Genomic DNA, 18,428 nt, shown 5'->3' on the forward strand with positions numbered 1-18,428 from the left:
TCTCCCTACTTTTCAATCTTCAAATGTGTATGTTTTTTATTTGCTTTCGCTAATCCCAGTGTGATTGGTAAACCTAGAATTAAGAATACAAGGACATCTGCAATCGTTGCACCAAATACTTGAATAACAATTTTATCCAAAGGTTCACCCATAATGATAATATCAAAAGCACCAGCAAATATGATTGCAATGACAATCCCAATTAAACCTGTTATAGCAAAATATGAAATATCTCTATTACGAAATATTCCATTTTTCACACTGAAACTTGTTCGTTTTTGTACAAGTCCCATCGTAAATCCAATAATACCTGAGCTAAGTACCCATCCCCACCATACTCCCCATCCAGCGATGGTATCTGTCACCGTATGACCGATAAGACCAATCAAAAGTCCTGCAAATGGCCCGAAAATCGCACCAAATATTGTTAATATAGCCAAAGCAGGCTTGATAAATGTGTTTGGTGCAATTGAAAATCCCCATAGACCTAATACACCATATATTGCAGAACCGATTCCAATTGCTACGACTAATTTTGTAGATAATTTGTTCATATAAATTCTCCTCTCATTTTAGTGAGTTTCTATTAGTCCTATGTAAAAAAACATTGAATTATGAGCCTTCACTTCCTTTCTTCCCAATAAAAAATGACCTCTGCTATAAGAGGCCATTTGCATATGAATATATGATCCTCTTATCTTTCAAAAGACAATATGTCCTTTGCGGAATTAGCACCTTCCTATTTTGTAGTAAATAAGGGTTGCTGAGGTTTCATCGGGCCGTTCCCTCCACCTCTCTAGATAAGTATTCGTTTGTAACTTGTATTATTGCATTAACGCGAATTAATTTCAACGCTTTTCCCACTATTTTTATTTTTCGAAAAACAAACAATTAAAACATTGTATTCTTATCGGAATTATGGAATAATAAGTTAAATAAAGCATGTTTACGGGAGGGATTTGACATGAAAGTAATTGGATTAATTGGTGGATTAAGCTGGGAATCAACGTCTCTTTATTATAAACATATTAATACACTAACTCTATCTCAGTATAATCAAAATGCAAAGCTTGTCCTTTATAGCATGGATTTTGGCGAAGTGACGAATTTATTACAAAATCAACAATATGAAGAAGTGCAAAAACAACTCGTTCAAGTAGCAAAAAAAATAGAGAATTCTGGTGCAGATTGTATACTTATGTGCTCAAATACAGTACATCAATTTGCGGAAGAAGTAGAACAAGCAATCTCTATTCCCCTTCTCCACATTGGTGATGTAAGTGCTGAAGAAATTGTTGAACACGATGTGAAACGAATTGGTTTACTTGGAACAAAACAAACAATGGAACAGGAATTTTATAAAACAAGATTAGCTAATTATGGAATTGAAACAATGATTCCGAAAGAAGATGACCGAAATTTCATTCATAATGTCATTCTCTATGAATTAAGTAAAGGAATTATTTCAAAGCAGTCCAAAGTACGTTTCTTACAAATCATTCAAAAACTTATTGAAAATGGTGCAGAAGGAATTTTATTAGGTTGTACTGAAATTCCGTTACTCATTTCACAAAAAGATCTTTCTATTCCTGTATTTGATACTGCTTTTTTACATGCTAAAACTGCAGTACAATTCGCTGGATAACAAAGAAAAGAGGCTATCTTATAGGGTGATAAGATGACCTCTTTTCTTTACCGTCAATGGAAATTAATCTCGATTACAAAGCCTTTGTTATAGATGGCATCGCTGAATGAGAAGTAACCTGCTCACTTTGAAACATAGGTAAATAAATTGTAACTGATGTTCCTACTCCTACCTCACTCATTATGCTAATTCTTCCTTGATGACTTTCAATAATTTTATAACTGAGCATTAGCCCAATGCCAGTTCCTTTTTCTTTCGTACTATAAAAAGGTTCACCAAGTCTTTTTATTCTTTCTTCAGGAATTCCTAAGCCCTCATCAACTATATTAATAATAACGTCCTCACGCTCTGATTTTTTCACGTAAATAGATATTTCTCCTCCATCTGGCATTGCTTCAATTGAGTTTTGTAAAATATTAATAAAGACTTGTTTTAATTGATTTTCACAACAATCAATGATTAATTCTTTTGATTCTATATGAAGATTAATTTGAATATTTGTCATGATTGCCTTCGTATTGATTAACGAAACGACATTTTTTAATATGAAACAGAGATTCTTCTTTTCAGTTGGAATAACATCAGTTTTTGCAATCGATAAAAACTCATGAAGTATAGCTTCAATTCTTTCAATTTCTGATAGCATAAGTTCAAAATATTTATCTTGGTCTGCTTGATTAATTTGAAATAATTGAATAAATCCTTTAATCACAGTCAATGGATTTCGGACTTCATGGGCTACCCCTGCAGCTAATTGTCCAATTGCCGCAAGTGTATCTGATTTATTCAATAACTCTTCAGTCTTTTTACGTTCCGTAATATCACGGACAATAATCATGACCTTATCTTTTAACAATGGTAAACATCTAGCTTCAAAGAAACTAATACTGCCCTTAAGTGTGAGTGGGTATTCAACAATAACAGTTGATTCTTTATGCTGCACTTGGTGAATTGCTTCACGAAATTGCTGTGCAACGGGTGAAGGCAAGACCTCATAAAACTTTTTCCCCATAAAAGATTCTGCCGGTACGTAAAACTTAGCTGGCGAACCGGCTTTATAATCTATAATTGTTCCATCAGCCTCGGTTAAAAAGCACAAATCAGGTAATGCTTTGAAAATAAGCTCTAGTTCAGATGTTTGTTGCTTTAATTGCTCTTCAATTCCTTTTCGATGAGTAATATCAACTCCAACTGCCCAATAGCTATAGCCAGGTACTGGGAACTGTTCTGAAATATTTGACCACATGATTGTTTTTATTTCTCCATTTTTGCATGTTAAATTCATTTCCCAATCTCGAAAACTTTTTCCACGAACCGAAAATTTCTTTTGCATTTGCTTGCGATAACTTTCATCAGGGTATAGCAGTTCAAGCGCTTTTGGATTCCCAACGATTTCTTCTGCAGCATAACCTGTTACGAGCTCACATTCCCGGTTCCATAATATAAATTTTCCATTTTTATCAAGAGCATCAACCATAATGGGCATATTTTGTAAGATTGTGTGTAGCTGTTCTTCTTTTTGAGAAAGTAAATGTATATTTTTTGTTTGGTTTTGAAGTTTATTCATTGCACTATCTACAATGAGTTTTGAAAGCATTTCGAAGTATTTTTGACAAGTAAGAATGTCATTTTTTATTGAACAGGCAACAAATGAACCAAGATGTTGCTCATGTAAAAAAAACGGAATTTCAATCTTTGTAAGTTGTTTATTTTCTTCTCGATTCATACCAAATGAAAAAACACATGCCATATTTTGATCAAGAAGTTGATGTGAAATGTTTGTTAATTTATAAAATTGTTCTGCCATGGTTTCTATTGTGTTCACATCAATGAGTTCCAATAGCCGAGCATTCATTCTCTTTCCACCTCTATATGTAAATTTAATACCAATTTTTAATCACGCTTCTCCATTATACGAATAATGTTCTCATAGGTATATAGCAAGAGCATAATTATTCAAATAAATTTTATTTTTCAATTAAAAAGTGTTCAAAATGGTATATAGCTGCCTTTCCATACGTGTAATAGAATTAAAAAATTCACAAATTATTCACAAAATAATTTAAAAATATATACAATACTACCAATATATTCTATATAATGAGCTGTAATAAGGCTTCTATGAATCTCATAGAATACCTTACCCCTAATAAAAGTAAAAAAGAATCCTTTGTGGATTCTTTTTTACTTTTTTTCTATGACATATTGATAAAGAGCATGTGCAACACCATGTTCTTCATTCGATCGTGTTTCATAGTGACAAATCTTTTTAATTTCGTCTACTGCATTTCCCATCGCGATAGACATATGTGCTTTTTCCATCATTGAAATATCGTTAAGACCATCGCCTATCGCAACGGTATTCTCTACCGGAATATTAAGATGTTCAGCTAAAGTATATAAACCATTACCCTTTTGAGCGTCACGATGGTTAATCTCTAAATTATGCCAATATGAAGCAGTAATTGCTAGCTCTGTATTATGTTGAAAATGCCTTTTTAATTTTTGTAATTTCTCTATGTTATAGGAAAATGGTAAAAGCTTATGCACATAAACCTCTTCTGCTAATATTGATTTACAGCTTTCTGTGATATGAAATGCTGTATGTTCAAGATACAGTGCTGCGATGACCTCAAGCTCTTGCTGATCCATATCTTTATTTGATCTTTTTATCCATTCTATTTCATGATTTACACTTTCTTCACCATACGCCGGAACGTATACACCTCGATCTGTATACAGTTGATAATACATACGATTTTGTTCAAGATACTCGACAATTTCAAAGGCTTGTTTATTTTGAATTGGATATCTTTTCATCATTTTTTGATTCGTATAAATAAGAGCTCCGTTTTCTGCAATAATTGGACACTGTAAATTCGCTTCCAGTAAAAGTCGTTCAATATCGACAATAGAACGTCCTGTACAAATCGCTATCACATGCCCCTGCTCCTGACATTTTTGAATCGCTTCTGCATTTTCTTTACTAATCATTTTATTTCTTGAAAGAAGAGTTCCATCTAAATCAATCGCAATTAGTTTCATTGTTTCGTCACCACTTTCTATAAATAAACATGCTCATATAAAGTGAAACCACTAATTAGTAGCCTTCACGAATCAGGATTATATGGGCAGTTGATTCCTCTATTTCCTTCCACTGAAATTGGATGGCTTCTTGTTCGTAAATAGTAGGATAAACAGATAAATTAGGTATCGTTTCCATATTTACTTTGTCAAACCCAACTTAGTTATAATTTATGAAAAGCGTTTCATGTCAAGAGATATTTTTTAATTCGTTTGAAAAAATCTTAGATATTATAAAAAACATATTAAAAAAATGAAAACACCTACATAAAATAGGGGTTTTCATTTTTTAATACGCTTTATTCCTTCAAAAGAATAGGAAGTTGTTTTAACGTTTGTTCATTCTCTAATACACAGTTCGCTAAATGAAAGGATGGTGAAAGCTCTAGCTTTTTAAAATTGCTAATAAACGTAGTTAATGCAACTTCAGCTTCTAAACGAGCGAGTGGTGCCCCTAAACAAAAGTGTGGTCCTTTGCCAAATGTTAAATGTTTTTCATTTCCAGATCGATGTAAATCAAAGCGATCTGCTTGCGGAAATTTATTCTCATCTAAATTGGCAGCACTTATCCACGTAACAATCATTTGTCCTTTTTTCATTTTTGGTCCAAATATTGTTGTATTTTCTGTTATAGTACGGGCTAATGTAACTGGGAAACGATAACGTAGCACCTCTTCTATCGCTTTAGGAATCAGCTCTGGACTTTCGCCTAACTCTTTATATACCCCAGGTGCATCTACTAAAAAGCAATAAAAGCTATTAATAATAAGGTTTGTAGTGGTTTCATTCCCCGCGGCTAATAGTCCTAATGAAAATGTAACAATTTCCTCGTCAGTCAATCTTTCTCCTTCATACTCTGCTCTGATCAGGTCTGAAATAATATCTTCTTTCAAATGGTACCGTTTCTCTTGAACAATTGGGAGAAGGTAGGCTTTAAATTCATGTAAAGTGACTTCTTTCTGTGTATCTAAATCGCTAAACTTCTCTTTGCTATATGGCATGAACAAAATATCTGACCACATCTTAATTTGTTTTCTGTCTGTTGTTGGAACACCTAATAAATCAGAAATAACAGTTACAGGTAGAGGTGCAGCAAACTGCTCTACAATATCGATTTCATCAAAATGATTCATATCTTGCACAAGTTCATTTGCAATTGCTTGTATCCGTGGTTTCCACTGCTGAAGACTTCTTGGGGTAAATGCTTTTGAAACAATTGATCGAATGTTTCGATGCTCTGGAGGATCAGAAGAATTTAAATTTACTCTTGTTTCTAAAGGAGGAATGGAAAATTGACGACGATCTCTTCTGCTTGAAAATAGGCGATAATCAGATAAAACACGGTTCACATCATCATATAAAAAGACATTCCATACATCTTGCTCCGCATCATAATAGACCGGATGATTTTCTCTCATATGCTTATACCACTCATAAGGATTCCACAGCTTTTCTTTTGTTTTAAGCTTTGAAATTTCATGAACCAAAATTACATTTTCAGGCGAATTCATAGTTCTTTCCTCCCTTTTCTATTAAAATAAAAAGTAATAGGTAGGCAGTTCAAAGATGTACAGACTAACATATGTTATTTTAACATATATAAAGGAGATATTTACGGATAAAAACTTGAGAAAAAATTAGGGGGGATACATATGTATGTTGATATTTTACTACTCGCAGAATTAACTTCTGGACCAAAGTATGGTTATGAAATAAAGAAAAACATTCAAAATCGTCTTGGAGAAAATTTTGAACTCAATCATAACATGCTCTATCCGGCTCTTCGGCGTTTTGAAGATATGGGAGCAATTACAAAAAAGGTCCATCAACAAATAGGTAAACCAAACCGTAACATTTATGCCTTAACTCAAACGGGTGAAGAAATCTTTTATGAAATGATGCGAGAGTTTCCAGAGAAACTAGCTTCTAATGATGCTGAATTTCTTGTACGTGTTGCATTGTTTGAGAAGCTGGATTACGAAGCTCGAAAAGAAGTTTTAACGACTCGTCAAAATGTGCTATATACACAATTAACATCTATTCAATCTTTATCTGAAACATCACTTTTTATTTCGGAAGTCGTACAGCAAAGTAAATCACGCATTGAGCATGAACTAGCTTGGATTACTTCTCTCATGAAAAAAATATAGAAAACTACAAAAAAGAAAATACAGTGAATGAAAATGAAATTTATTATCAATACTATAATTATTAAAAGGGCAACCACCTGCGGTTACCCCTTATTATTTAAGCTTCAGGAATGAAGGTTTTGCAATCAGTTTCTTCCGTTGTAGATGCTTTGTTACCTTTATGGCTCACTACATAAATTGCCTCTGCATTACATTTGTTTCCGTTACCCCAAAATTGACAGTTGTTTACTTCACATAAAACATCTTGTGCCATAAGTATCACACCTCCTTATTCTTTTATCATTAACAAATTTGAGAGGTATGATACTTCTATTTTTTATTTGTATTGATACTACGCTTAAGAATGATCATGTAGAATTAGACAAGAGAAACATTTTCCTCAAACTTTTTTTCTGTTATATAATTGATTTATTATTTTATAAATGATAAAGGAGATTGCATAATGAAAGATCCGTGGAATCCAACAACGAAAGAAATTATTGAATGGGCTTATACCGAAGATGCTATTTTCCCTGAACAAGACTGGGACTTATCGGTATGCAATATCACTAATGTCGCGGAAATGATACTGAATATTGCAAGTGATACAAATTGCCCCAACCAAGTTTTTTTTCTTTATTGTTTATATCTATTAGTTGGAGATGCTATTCGGACTAGCGGAAATACATATAATATAGAATCACTTCAAAATATCTTACAAAGTGCTGCAAATTCAACGAATACAGATATTTTAAGGTGGGTTGAGCGCTCCCAAACCCTTCTATCTAAACCAGAAACATTTTGTTACGACTTATGGTGTGATGGTGGTTTTGTTTATAAAATTGATAAAATGAATGAAAAAAGGAGGACTCATCTTTAATCATGGAGCCCTCCTTTTTTGCATATTTTTCACACTTAAGCGTCTGATAATTTTTTCAACGCTTCCATATCCCCACTTACAATCGCATTAATATTTTCAGAAATAATTTTTATATCCAAGTGCCACCACTTTATTTCTAATAGTCCATTTATGATTTCGTCTGAAAATCTCTTTTTAATTTCAACGGCAGGATTGCCACCGACAATTGTGTACGGTGGAATATCTTTAGTGACAACAGATTTTGTAGCAATAATTGCTCCGTCCCCTATCTTCACTCCAGGCATAATTGTCGCATCCATACCAATTCATACATCATTTCCAATAACCATATCTCCTTTAAATGGTAAGTCAGAAAGTTCCGGTGTGAATCTTTCCCATCCATGACCGAAAATATTAAATGGATACGCTGAAAATCCATCCATTCTATGATTTGCGCTATTCATTATAAATGTAACACCGGGTGCTATGCAGCAAAATTTCCCCATAACCAATCGGTCTCCAAAAATTTCATAATGATATAGCACTTGATCTTCAAATGTTTCCCCGTTTTTCGAATCATAATAAGAATAATCTCCAACAATAATATTTGGTTTTGTTATTGTATTTTTAATAAAATGAACACTCTTGTTACTTTCGATAGGATATTTCACATTCGGATTAGGATTCATGTTGGACGACACCCTCCTCATTTGAAGTTCCTACTACTGGTTTCAAATTATATATTGGTAAAATAAATAATGAACCAATAATAAATAGTAATGCTGTTCCTTCATACATTGTACTTAGTGAAAATACTTCTTTTAATGAACCAGCAATGCTCATCGTTAATACCATTGAACCTGTAAATAAAGGACTCAAAATTCCATTTACCCGTCCAATAAAGTCTGTATCCGAATTTTGAATAATAAGTGTGTTTATCCCAATTTGGATACAAGGAAGAGCTAAACCACTGAAAAACTGAGCGATAAGTGTGATCCATAAATTTGTAGAAAACCCAATGATACCGATGCCAATTGCCTGTGCTAACATTCCTAAAATTAACATCTTTTGCGGCGCAATATTTTTCGCAAATACCATCGCTAAAGCTCCGCCAATAATCATTCCAGCACCATTTACAGTTAATAGCCATTGTAAGCTTTCTTTTGATAGATCTAATTGTTCTGTCACGATAAAAATACCGAGTGGCTGAATCAGTCCAATCCCTAATCCTGCTGCCATAAAACAAATACCGAGTAATGTTAATGCTTTCTTTGCTTTTACATATTTAATTCCATCCACCATTTCTTGCAGCAAACTCATTTTTTTCTTTTCTTCTTGTTCTTCAACATCTTTTGGCAGAAATAACAAAACTAAAGCCGCAAATAAAAAAGCAATACCTGTCACAATAATAGAAGTGTAAATTCCGAAGGCTTGAAATATAAACGTTCCAAGTATAGGACCTAATACCATGAAAATCGCAAAAATGGTTTGATATAATGACATAGCCAACTGTACTTCTTCTGTAGATAGATGTTGTTTAAATAATTTCATACCTGAAGGCTGTGAAAATTGCGAAAGAATTGCAGAGATAAGTGTGACGAAAAATACAACTTTCCAACTTCCAAAGATCAGCGTAAGCAATACTGCAAATACTGATAAAGAACTTAAAGCTTCGCACCAAATCATCGTTCTTTTTGGTTTCCACCTATCCGCGAATGTGCCTCCTATAAATGAAAAAATAAAAATTGGTGCAAATTCTGCAACTGAAATCATTGAAATAGCAAATGCATCACCATTCGTCATATCCATTACATACAGCAGTACCGCAAAGTTTCGGATCCAAATTCCTATCTGGAGAAATAATGCTGAAGCAATAATTGCTTGCACAAATCGATTTTTTAATACTACAGATACACTAGCCTTTTGTTTTGTTTCTACATCCATTGACATAAAAAAGCCTCCTATTCCACATTCTAAATAGGAGGCAGCACAATCATATTATAAAAGACAGGTCTATTCGCAGCGCGAAAATACATCCCTTTTACATATAAAAATGTACATACTAATCCTATTCAGAAGAATATTTCGTTTTTTAACGAAGATTTCTTGAAAAATAGAATTAGTTGATCATTGGGATGTCTTCACCCTTCCGTTTCGATTTAAAATTACACATACATACTCTATGTGAACAATTTAAAATATATGCATGTCTCAAATACCTATTCTAGAAAGATAATGGTAATTCCTCTAAAGATCGCATTAAATAATTCCCCTGCCACTTAATTTTTTCTCGCTCACCTTTTATTTGTATATTAGGCATACGTTTTAGCAATGTAGCAATTGCAATTTTTGCTTCTAAACGAGCAAGCGGTGCTCCTAAACAAAAATGACTTCCATGTCCAAATGCAATGTGGCGGTTATTTTCCCTCGTAATATCAAATACGTCCGGATTCATAAAGACATTCTCATCACGATTTGCTGATGCTAGTGAAATGATTACCATATCCCCCTTTTGAATCTCTTGATCATGAATTACAAAAGGTTCAGATGCCCAACGTGCCGTCGTAATTTCAACTGGAGAATAATAACGTAATCCTTCTTCAATTGCTGAATCAATAAACTCTGGCTTTTCTTTTAATAACTGTAGTTGATCTGTATTCTCTAGTAAAGCTAATACAGTATTTGTAATTAGATTCACAGTTGTTTCATGCCCGGCTACAATAAGTAACATAATCATTGAATAAAGCTCTGGCGCACTTAACTTACTTCCTTCACTTTCAGCTTGAATTAATGCACTAACTAAGTCTTCTTTCGGCTCTTTTCTTTTCACATCAACCAAATATTGAAGATATGTAATAAACTCAGATAATTTTATTTCATTATCCTTTATCTCTTCTGGCGTTTCAGGTGAAGCAATTACCTCATGTGACCACACTCTAAATTTTTCTTGATCTTCTTTTGGAATACCGAGCATTTCACTAATTACATTGATTGGTAATGGGAATGCATAATCATTCACAAGGTTCAGAGAATTTGTATGTTCTACTCGGTCTAATAAAGTATCTGCGATATTCTGAATACGTTCATCTAATTGTGAAATCATTTTAGGAGTAAACGCTTTTTGAACAAGTGCTCGCAAACGACTATGATCAGGTGAATCTGAATTTAACATATGCTTCGTTAAATAGTCACTATTCTCAAGAGAATGAAATGGTTTTAACCCCTCTTGAGAAAATACATTTTCGGGATTTTTTTTCAAGCGAGAATCCTTTAAAAGTGGTAATGCATCTTCATATCTTGTAATAAGCCATTCTGTCCACAATTCACTCTTACATACGAATAAAATAGGTTGTAATTTACGTGATTCTTTATAAATCTCATAAGCATCTTCTTTAAAATCTGCAGAAGCTAAATGAATACCATCTTCTATTTTTCTACCAACCTTGTTTTTTAAAGACATTGCACTCCCCCACTTTCATGTATTTGTAAAAATCAATTCAATATAAATTATAACTTAACAAAAATAAGAAAATTGTAAATTTTTTGTTATAATCTTACTTTATATATTGAAAAACAATTAAATAATGGCATTTTCAAAAAAAAGCAGGCAAGAAGAAAGCATTTTCCTCTCGCCTGCTAAAATTCTTTTTTCTTAGTTTATTTTTTGCTAAGCAAAGCACATGAAATTACTAATTTGTTGATATCGATAACTAACTTTTTGGCGACGACCAGCTCGCCATGTGTAACCTGATACTCCATTTCTTCTTACCTCAGTTGGGAAAAACCATAAATCTCTTCCAAACGGACCTGGTCGGTGTAAACGTAAGTATCCCCATCTCCCTAAACAATTACACATCCATGATTTTATATTACCGCTTTGTGCAGGAGCAGCGAACGTTGATGGTACAGAAGGAGCTTGAGATGGTGGTGGTGACGTGGGTGCATCTTCTGCATCATCAGGTCGATATTCCTCAAGTTCCACATCCCTCATTTCATCAGATGTTTCATAGCCAGAAATTTGCGGATTATAGTATGTTGTTTGATTATAATCTACATATGGAAAATAAGTTTGTTGATTATACATAACAAAATCACCTCCTATGATTTATTACTTTATCCAACATATGTTGGATTGCTTTTATATGTAGCTTATTTATGTAGCCCAAAATAACGCGGAGAGATTTAAGGATTCAATCAACCACTCTTCTCTTCTTGAAGTAAAAAAGATGTAAAACTTTATCTCTTAAATCAAAGAGGTCGAAATGAGTTTTGATTAAACTTTTTATAAAGCACAGAGATTTTTAAATTCAAACGTCAATACGATATCTAATATAAAAACTTCTGTATACAAAAAAAGTGCCTATGTGACATGACATAAGCACTTTTTTGCTATTAATTAACCAGTATACATTACCTACACTACATTCGAAACAGCACCTAATGTTTGTCACTTTTTTAACCGAACACTATAATAGCGCATCCCTTCCAAAGTCCCTTCCATTTCGAATACACCTTGTTTAATTAACGTACGCAAACGATATTCAAGAAAAACATCGCCAACTGACTGTTCTATCTGACCAAGAACTTCTCCAATAAGCCTCGCTGATTTATAAAATTGTTCTTCTGCTCTTTCTCTCTCCAGGTTCTTTGCACATTCAATGATAAAAGAATCGAAGTAAGTTTCTTGCACAGATGAAACTTTATGATTTTCCCAAATTCGTAATAAATTTTTCGTTTCAGAAAACCGCTGCCATTCTTGTTCAAATTGTTGTCGCGATTTTTCAGTAAGTACTGTACCCTTCTCATACGTCTCATAAATTGTTGCTAGCTGCTCGGGCGTTAACGCACTCGTCCCGTGAATCCCATAAATTTCATTCTCTTTTTGAAACAACCCTTTATGAGCCTCTGCTGTATTAATGATTCGAATATTTTTCTTATTTCTCAAATGAACAATTGCAAAACATAGTCCAACATGTTCATTTGCATTCTCTCCACTCCAAATCGTAATTGGCGTATCCCTTGGAATAGACTGTAGTTCTTTTAATGATTGAATAAACTTTGGTAAATATTCTTCTTCAAAATATAAATCTTCTAAATTTAAGTTTTTCGATAACCATTGCTGTCTCAAATGTTGTCCAGCGATTGTCTCCAGCTGATTGATTGGACCAATCGAAAAAAACTCTGAAAATGAAATAGCATACTCTTGCTGCAATTTCTTTTTCTTTAACATGTACTTTAAACAACCTGCACTAGATTCCCCAAAAGTAATATGAATGTGCGTGCTCTCGGATATATTTTTCTTATGCAATTTATCATCTATCAATTCGTTCGGAATGCTCGTTAAATATGTAAATGAGTCTTCGTTGTAATTATTTTTTAACAAATCTAATTGCACTAAAATACCTTGAAGTAACTCTTTCGCTTCATCTTCTTGCATTTCATTGACGACTTTTTTTATTTTTTCTATTGTTTCTATCATTTATTTCCCTCTATTCATAAAATGCTATAATGTTTAGTGTAACATATATAAAATAACCTCTTTGTTTTTTTATGAAATAATAGCTAAAAAGAATGAAAAAGATAAAAAAGCACATAGTGGAATAAACAACATGCTGTCCATTTTAGCAAAATACGTATCTTTTTTCTTTTTAAAGATGCCAAAATAATTAAATTCTCCAACCACTCTTAACCCAAACACCAACATACAAATCCAAGAACCACTTCGAATGATCATTTGAGGGATAAATGAAGGAATTATTTCTATCTCCCATAGTAAAAATAAAGCTGCAATGCTTAATAAGAGCGCAACTAATAATGTCATACCCATTCCAGGAGTGAAAGTTTTTTCTCCTGACTCAGTTGGAATCACTGCATTTATCCCCCATTTTCCGCCAAATGCCCAGTAAACATGCAATATACTAATACACATTAAAAGACATGCTGATATAGCGATGATAATAAGCAATATTAACACCTCCAACAATGTATTCTCTACCCCACTTAAGAATATTAAATAAAATAATACTTAGCAACCTATTTTAAAACCGTACAATAAAGTGAAACTTTAATCAGAGAGGGGCCTTAATTATTAGTTGAACCAAATGCTCGTTAATGCGGGATAAATGTAAGTATGCTAAATTCACAAGAAAAAAACACATAGAAAAGCGATTTTCTGCCCAAAACTGAACCGAAAATCGCTTTTTAAATCCTTCGACATACATTTATTTTCGATTATTCATTTCAAACACTTGTTGTACATCTTTATCACCGCGTCCCGATAAATTAACAATAATACTTTGATCGTTTCGTAAAGTTGCTGCTAATTTCATTGCATACGCCACTGCATGGGAACTTTCTAATGCAGGAATAATACCTTCTACACGAGACAATTTATGAAACGCTTCTATCGCTTCGTTATCATTAATTGCTACATATTCTGCACGACCTGTTTCTTTATAATAACTATGCTCTGGTCCAACACCTTGATAGTCCAATCCCGCGGCAATGGAGTGTGCATCTGCAATTTCTCCATTCTCGTCTTTCATCATATAACACTTAAATCCGTGGATAATACCAGGCTCTCCTGCTGTAAGTGGTGCTGCATGCATACCTGTTTCAATCCCTTTACCACCTGGTTCAACACCTACCATATTTACTTCTTTATCATTATAAAATGGGGCAAATAAACCAATCGCATTACTTCCACCACCTACACAAGCAACCAAATAATCAGGTAGACGTTGTTCTTTTTCAATGTGCTGTGCTCTTGCTTCTCTTCCAATTACCGCTTGGAAATGACGAACAATTGTTGGATACGGATGTGGTCCCAGTGCAGAACCTAATAAATAAAATGTACTTTCATAGTTTTGAGCGTAATCTTCAAGCGCCGCATCTACTGCTTCTTTCAGAGTGCGTCCCCCTTCTTGTACAGCAATTACCTTTGCCCCTAATAATTCCATACGAAATACATTTAATTGTTGACGTCCTGTATCCATTCCTCCCATATAAATCGTGCAATCTATTCCGAACATAGCGCATGCAGTAGCTGTAGCCACTCCATGCTGTCCCGCTCCAGTCTCTGCAATGATACGTTTTGCTCCCATTCTCTTTGCGAGTAAAATTTGTCCTAATACATTGTTAATTTTATGTGCTCCAGTATGATTAAGATCTTCTCTTTTCAAATAGATTTTTGCACCACCAATTTCTTCACTCAAACGCTTTGCATAGTAAAGTGGATTAGGCCGCCCTACATATTCTTTGAGATAGTATTCATATTCTTTTATAAACTCTGGATCATCTTTATATTGATTAAATGCATCCTCTAGATGAATTAAAGCCTCTTGTAGTTGTTCTGGTACAAAACTACCTCCGAATTTTCCAAAATATCCATTTTCCGCATGTAATAAATTCATGTTACTTCCTCCCTTTAGTTATTAATTGTTGAATAAAAAAAGCGTGTGAACGCAAAAAGCCCCCTACATGCATTAAAGCATGTAGAGGGCGATATATACGATTATACCGTGGTGCCACCTCTTTTGATTCTTTGTCACATAGACTAAGAACCCTCTCGTTTTTGGATACGGAAAAACAAATTCGATATCCTCATCCTTATAACGGCGGAACCCGGGTCGCATACTCCTAACGTTTCAGCGTACCTCTCCTAAGCCCATTCAGTATAATCTATCGTACTGGATCGCACCATCTCCAGCTCTCTGTAACGCATCAATTAAACGTACTTTTCTTAGTCAACGATTTTTATTATTTAAATTTAAATATGATATTATCCGATTGTTTATGTTTTGTCAATAAAATTTGAAAATTCAATCGCTTTTTTCATCAGAATCTAGAAGGAATATCTAATATACGTAATTAAAAAAACGCAGTACCCTTTTATCATAAAATAGGGCATTGCGTTTTTAAATATTTGTCTAGGAATCTCCTCTACGCATTATAACGATTTCTTCTTCGTTCCATTCTTGTTTGACCTTGCGTTGTTTCTATTTCATGATGTTGATGCTCCGTTTGCGTTGTATGATACATTGGCACTCTTTCTTCACGATTTGGTTCATACGTACGTGTTTCTTTTGGGTTAGAAGATTTTCTACTGAACTTTGGTATCTTCACCTTCAATCTTGGTAAACTCGGAATGCGAATTTTAAAATTCGGTTTAATTCGTTTCTTTTTTTGTTTGAATAGATTTGTTGTTTCTTGTTTTTCATTGATACTACCACGCTTTAGCATGTTGGCAAACAACCCACCAAGTATAAATCCGACTACTAGTAAGAGTAGATACAGTCGTTCTGAAGTTAATAAGTTCAGAACACGTCCAAGAACAGCTAATGATTGGGTTTGTTTTATATCCCACAATAAACCACCCCATAATGTCAGTAATCCTAAAGTAATTGCATAGGTACGGAATCGGAGTATAAGTGGAATTACCGCAATACATGCAGCGATTTTTGCGTTTGCTAGTAACGAGCTAGTTGTTACGTATTGGTTCCAAATTGAGAGCAAGAATGTGATAAATATAGTGTAAGCGAGCCAACTACATATTCGTGAATACATTCGTTTTGCATAATAGCTTCCAAAGCTCGTGAAAAACAACAGTCCTCCTAAATAAAATGACAATTCAAGAGGAATTTTTTTCATAATACCTGCAATTGGGAACAGGAAGCTGAGTACCATTAAAAGCACATCAAGTTTCTTCAAAACTCTCATCCCTTTCTTTTTTCTATCTTTCTTCTATATTACTAAGCAAATTTTCTTGTTTTTTAGCATGTTTCTCACTTCCACCAAATTTTCGTGTATATGCATGCAAATAATAACATTCCTAAAAAACATCTTAATCCTACTAGTACTAAAAAGTAAACAAAAAAACAAGGCTATACTTGACAATAGAGATCTAGATTTGTATAAAGAAATGACAAATCCCGCTATTTGTAAATTAGCGGGATTTTCAAATTAGCCTATTGTACTACTTCTTGTTCTTTTTCTATCCAAAAGTTGGTATTTTAAAAATGATTTTATCTTACATGTAAAAAATCGTAATTAAATGATACTGTCCTTATTCTTATTTCGATCTTTCTTGCATCCAAGTAGCGATATCATTAATAACATACTCAGGGATATTGGCAGGACTATAATATTCATCCGGTCTACTTAATTCCCCATCACCTTCTGTAAAGAAGTGATTTAACTTCGGATACAGTCGATAATCTACGTTATCTCGTTCTTTTAATTGTTCTTTCCAAAGAGGAATTTCGATTTTTGATTGAACTTGATAGTCTCTTTCTCCTTGAATAATAAGAAGAGGTGTCTTTTGTTCTTTGGACATTTCTGCTGCTTTAGTTTTACGGATAGAATCCCAAAATACTGGTGATCCTAAATAAAAATCTTTTGGAGGGTTTTTGCTAGAAAAATTAGGATCATTTAATAATTCAAATTGCGATTTGTAAAATTTATATTCTTCAGGTTTCATTCCTCCAATAGAAAAAAGATACTCAAGCTGATCCAAAACAACATCTTGGATCGTACGAGCCGGTCCTCCCATCACAATTGCTCCAGCAATATTTTGATTTTGGTCTTTTTCGATCATTTTCGGAACCATCATTCCACCTTGACTATGGCCAAGAATATAAATTTGATTCTTATCTATCATAGATTCATTTTGAAGAAAACGAGTTGCAAGAAGTGCATCATCCGTTGTCTCTTTATCAACTGTATAAAAAGGACTAAATTGTGTCTTCAATCCATGTTCATATGTTCTTTTATTATAACGAAGAACAGCAATTCCCTTCGAAGCAAGACCTTCAGCTAAATCGCGAAATGGTTTTAAAGCAAACGCAGTTTCATCCTGATCGCTTGCTCCAGATCCTTGAACAAGAATTACCGCTGGGAACGGCCCCTCTCCCTTTGGAACAGACAATGTTCCTGGTAATGGAAACGCGCCACTTCCGACTACTACTTCTTTTTCAACAAATGATTCCGGCTTACTATATGATGGTCGCTCTGCAACAGTACGATACGACATACTAAGTTGAAAGTCATCTGTTTTTCCAGATGGATCTAATTTAATTAGTAAAGGCACAGTAAATTTTTCAAAAACCAATCCAATCTCTACATTTGTATGAACGGAATTTGTCTCTTTTTGTTTTACCTCTCCAATGCCAATAAAAGAACCTGCTTGTAATTGTACCGGGAGTCCCTTCCAATAACTCTCCAGCCATTCTTCAGATATTATCTTCTGTAAAGAGCGAGAAGTTAAATCAAATGCAGATTTATAATTTTCAGTATGCATATAACGGATAAATTTAAGAGTAGTAGATATAACAGGATTTTCATCATCCGCATTGTCTATTTCTTTCATATTTGAGTTTGACTCTTTTAACATTGAGATGAATGGATGGTTGAACGGATTATTATATGTATTGGGATAAAAACTTGTTTTCAATACATCTGTATCCCCCCCCTCATACAGACTTGAAGAAATAGCGAAATTTGTAGGTGAAATTTCTTCCTCAGCATGTGAAACAAAAGGAACACTTATCATACAAATTGTACTAACGAGTAAAAACTTATTCCCTATTCGTTTTCTCATTCTCATATTTATTGACTCCTTTCAAAATTAAATTTTTTTAATACAACATTTAGTATTGTAAGGAAATAAAAAGTGTTAAAGAGATTAATAATCTCTCCTCCCTAACATTCAATA

Annotated in this window: 16 protein-coding genes, 1 pseudogene, 1 riboswitch and 1 other annotated feature; of the genes and pseudogenes, 3 read left to right on the top strand and 14 right to left on the bottom strand. The window is 33.7% G+C overall.

Annotation, left to right across the window (positions count from 1 at the left end; genetic code table 11):
- Nucleotides 1-5: 5 nt before the first annotated feature.
- Entirely contained in the window at nucleotides 6-554 is a 549-nt protein-coding gene (locus BLV40_RS10295; protein ID WP_090689564.1) for an ECF-type riboflavin transporter substrate-binding protein, read from the bottom strand.
- A gap of 137 nt (nucleotides 555-691) precedes the next feature.
- Nucleotides 692-807: riboswitch (SAM riboswitch) on the bottom strand.
- A 157-nt stretch (nucleotides 808-964) separates the two neighbouring features.
- Between BLV40_RS10295 and BLV40_RS10300 the strand changes: the two genes are divergently transcribed.
- On the top strand, nucleotides 965-1,645 hold the full coding sequence (locus tag BLV40_RS10300) for an aspartate/glutamate racemase family protein (protein ID WP_090689568.1): 681 nt from the start codon (nucleotides 965-967) through the stop codon (nucleotides 1,643-1,645).
- A gap of 73 nt (nucleotides 1,646-1,718) precedes the next feature.
- On the opposite strand, the gene BLV40_RS10305 is transcribed toward BLV40_RS10300, so the two are convergent.
- The 3 genes from BLV40_RS10305 to BLV40_RS10315 form a co-directional block, all read right to left on the bottom strand.
- Entirely contained in the window at nucleotides 1,719-3,500 is a 1,782-nt protein-coding gene (locus tag BLV40_RS10305) for a PAS domain-containing sensor histidine kinase (protein ID WP_139265513.1), read from the bottom strand.
- 329 nt (nucleotides 3,501-3,829) lie between these two features.
- Nucleotides 3,830-4,690, bottom strand: coding sequence for an HAD family hydrolase (locus BLV40_RS10310; RefSeq protein ID WP_090689569.1), 861 nt, complete (start codon nucleotides 4,688-4,690; stop codon nucleotides 3,830-3,832).
- A gap of 338 nt (nucleotides 4,691-5,028) precedes the next feature.
- Nucleotides 5,029-6,240, bottom strand: coding sequence for a cytochrome P450 (locus BLV40_RS10315; protein WP_090689572.1), 1,212 nt, complete (start codon nucleotides 6,238-6,240; stop codon nucleotides 5,029-5,031).
- Between the two features lie 141 nt (nucleotides 6,241-6,381).
- Between BLV40_RS10315 and BLV40_RS10320 the strand changes: the two genes are divergently transcribed.
- Nucleotides 6,382-6,879 carry a PadR family transcriptional regulator gene (locus BLV40_RS10320; protein ID WP_026590945.1) on the top strand — a complete coding sequence of 166 codons (498 nt, stop codon included), beginning with the start codon at nucleotides 6,382-6,384 and terminating at the stop codon, nucleotides 6,877-6,879.
- Nucleotides 6,880-6,976: 97 nt separating this feature from the next.
- On the opposite strand, the gene BLV40_RS10325 is transcribed toward BLV40_RS10320, so the two are convergent.
- Nucleotides 6,977-7,132: a DUF1540 domain-containing protein gene (locus BLV40_RS10325; protein ID WP_081810977.1), complete on the bottom strand. Its 156-nt coding sequence runs from the start codon at nucleotides 7,130-7,132 to the stop codon at nucleotides 6,977-6,979.
- 189 nt (nucleotides 7,133-7,321) lie between these two features.
- Between BLV40_RS10325 and BLV40_RS10330 the strand changes: the two genes are divergently transcribed.
- On the top strand, nucleotides 7,322-7,738 hold the full coding sequence (locus tag BLV40_RS10330; RefSeq protein WP_090689574.1) for a hypothetical protein: 417 nt from the start codon (nucleotides 7,322-7,324) through the stop codon (nucleotides 7,736-7,738).
- 35 nt (nucleotides 7,739-7,773) lie between these two features.
- Here BLV40_RS10330 and BLV40_RS10335 read toward each other — a convergent pair.
- The 9 genes and pseudogenes from BLV40_RS10335 to BLV40_RS10375 all read right to left on the bottom strand — a co-directional run bounded on the left by BLV40_RS10335 (nucleotide 7,774) and on the right by BLV40_RS10375 (nucleotide 18,320).
- Nucleotides 7,774-8,406: pseudogene (locus BLV40_RS10335) on the bottom strand (Vat family streptogramin A O-acetyltransferase).
- On the bottom strand, nucleotides 8,396-9,667 hold the full coding sequence (locus BLV40_RS10340; RefSeq protein ID WP_026590948.1) for an MFS transporter: 1,272 nt from the start codon (nucleotides 9,665-9,667) through the stop codon (nucleotides 8,396-8,398). Before BLV40_RS10340 ends, BLV40_RS10335 begins: the two are co-directional and overlap by 11 nt.
- 274 nt (nucleotides 9,668-9,941) lie before the next feature.
- Nucleotides 9,942-11,177, bottom strand: coding sequence for a cytochrome P450 family protein (locus BLV40_RS10345; RefSeq protein WP_090689577.1), 1,236 nt, complete (start codon nucleotides 11,175-11,177; stop codon nucleotides 9,942-9,944).
- Nucleotides 11,178-11,384: 207 nt separating this feature from the next.
- A complete protein-coding gene (locus BLV40_RS10350) occupies nucleotides 11,385-11,801 on the bottom strand; it encodes a hypothetical protein (RefSeq protein WP_090689580.1) in 417 nt (138 codons plus the stop codon).
- Nucleotides 11,802-12,164: 363 nt separating this feature from the next.
- Nucleotides 12,165-13,196 (bottom strand): DUF1835 domain-containing protein, encoded by a 1,032-nt coding sequence (locus BLV40_RS10355; protein ID WP_090689582.1) that lies wholly within the window; start codon nucleotides 13,194-13,196, stop codon nucleotides 12,165-12,167.
- A gap of 69 nt (nucleotides 13,197-13,265) precedes the next feature.
- Nucleotides 13,266-13,682, bottom strand: a complete 417-nt coding sequence (locus BLV40_RS10360; protein WP_026590952.1) for a DUF3995 domain-containing protein — start codon at nucleotides 13,680-13,682, stop codon at nucleotides 13,266-13,268.
- Between the two features lie 256 nt (nucleotides 13,683-13,938).
- The gene (gene trpB, locus BLV40_RS10365) at nucleotides 13,939-15,129 is read right to left on the bottom strand and encodes a tryptophan synthase subunit beta (RefSeq protein WP_090689585.1); all 1,191 of its coding nucleotides are present in this window, start codon (nucleotides 15,127-15,129) and stop codon (nucleotides 13,939-13,941) included.
- Nucleotides 15,130-15,210: 81 nt separating this feature from the next.
- Nucleotides 15,211-15,475, bottom strand: a binding site (T-box leader).
- Nucleotides 15,476-15,658: 183 nt separating this feature from the next.
- Complete coding sequence (locus tag BLV40_RS10370; RefSeq protein WP_026590954.1) at nucleotides 15,659-16,426, bottom strand: DUF3959 family protein; 768 nt, start codon at nucleotides 16,424-16,426, stop codon at nucleotides 15,659-15,661.
- Between the two features lie 361 nt (nucleotides 16,427-16,787).
- Complete coding sequence (locus tag BLV40_RS10375; RefSeq protein ID WP_139265514.1) at nucleotides 16,788-18,320, bottom strand: alpha/beta hydrolase; 1,533 nt, start codon at nucleotides 18,318-18,320, stop codon at nucleotides 16,788-16,790.
- Nucleotides 18,321-18,428 lie beyond the last annotated feature (108 nt).

Source organism: Bacillus sp. 166amftsu (assembly GCF_900107445.1).
In the GTDB taxonomy this organism is placed as follows: Bacteria; Bacillota; Bacilli; order Bacillales; family Bacillaceae_G; genus Bacillus_A; species Bacillus_A arachidis.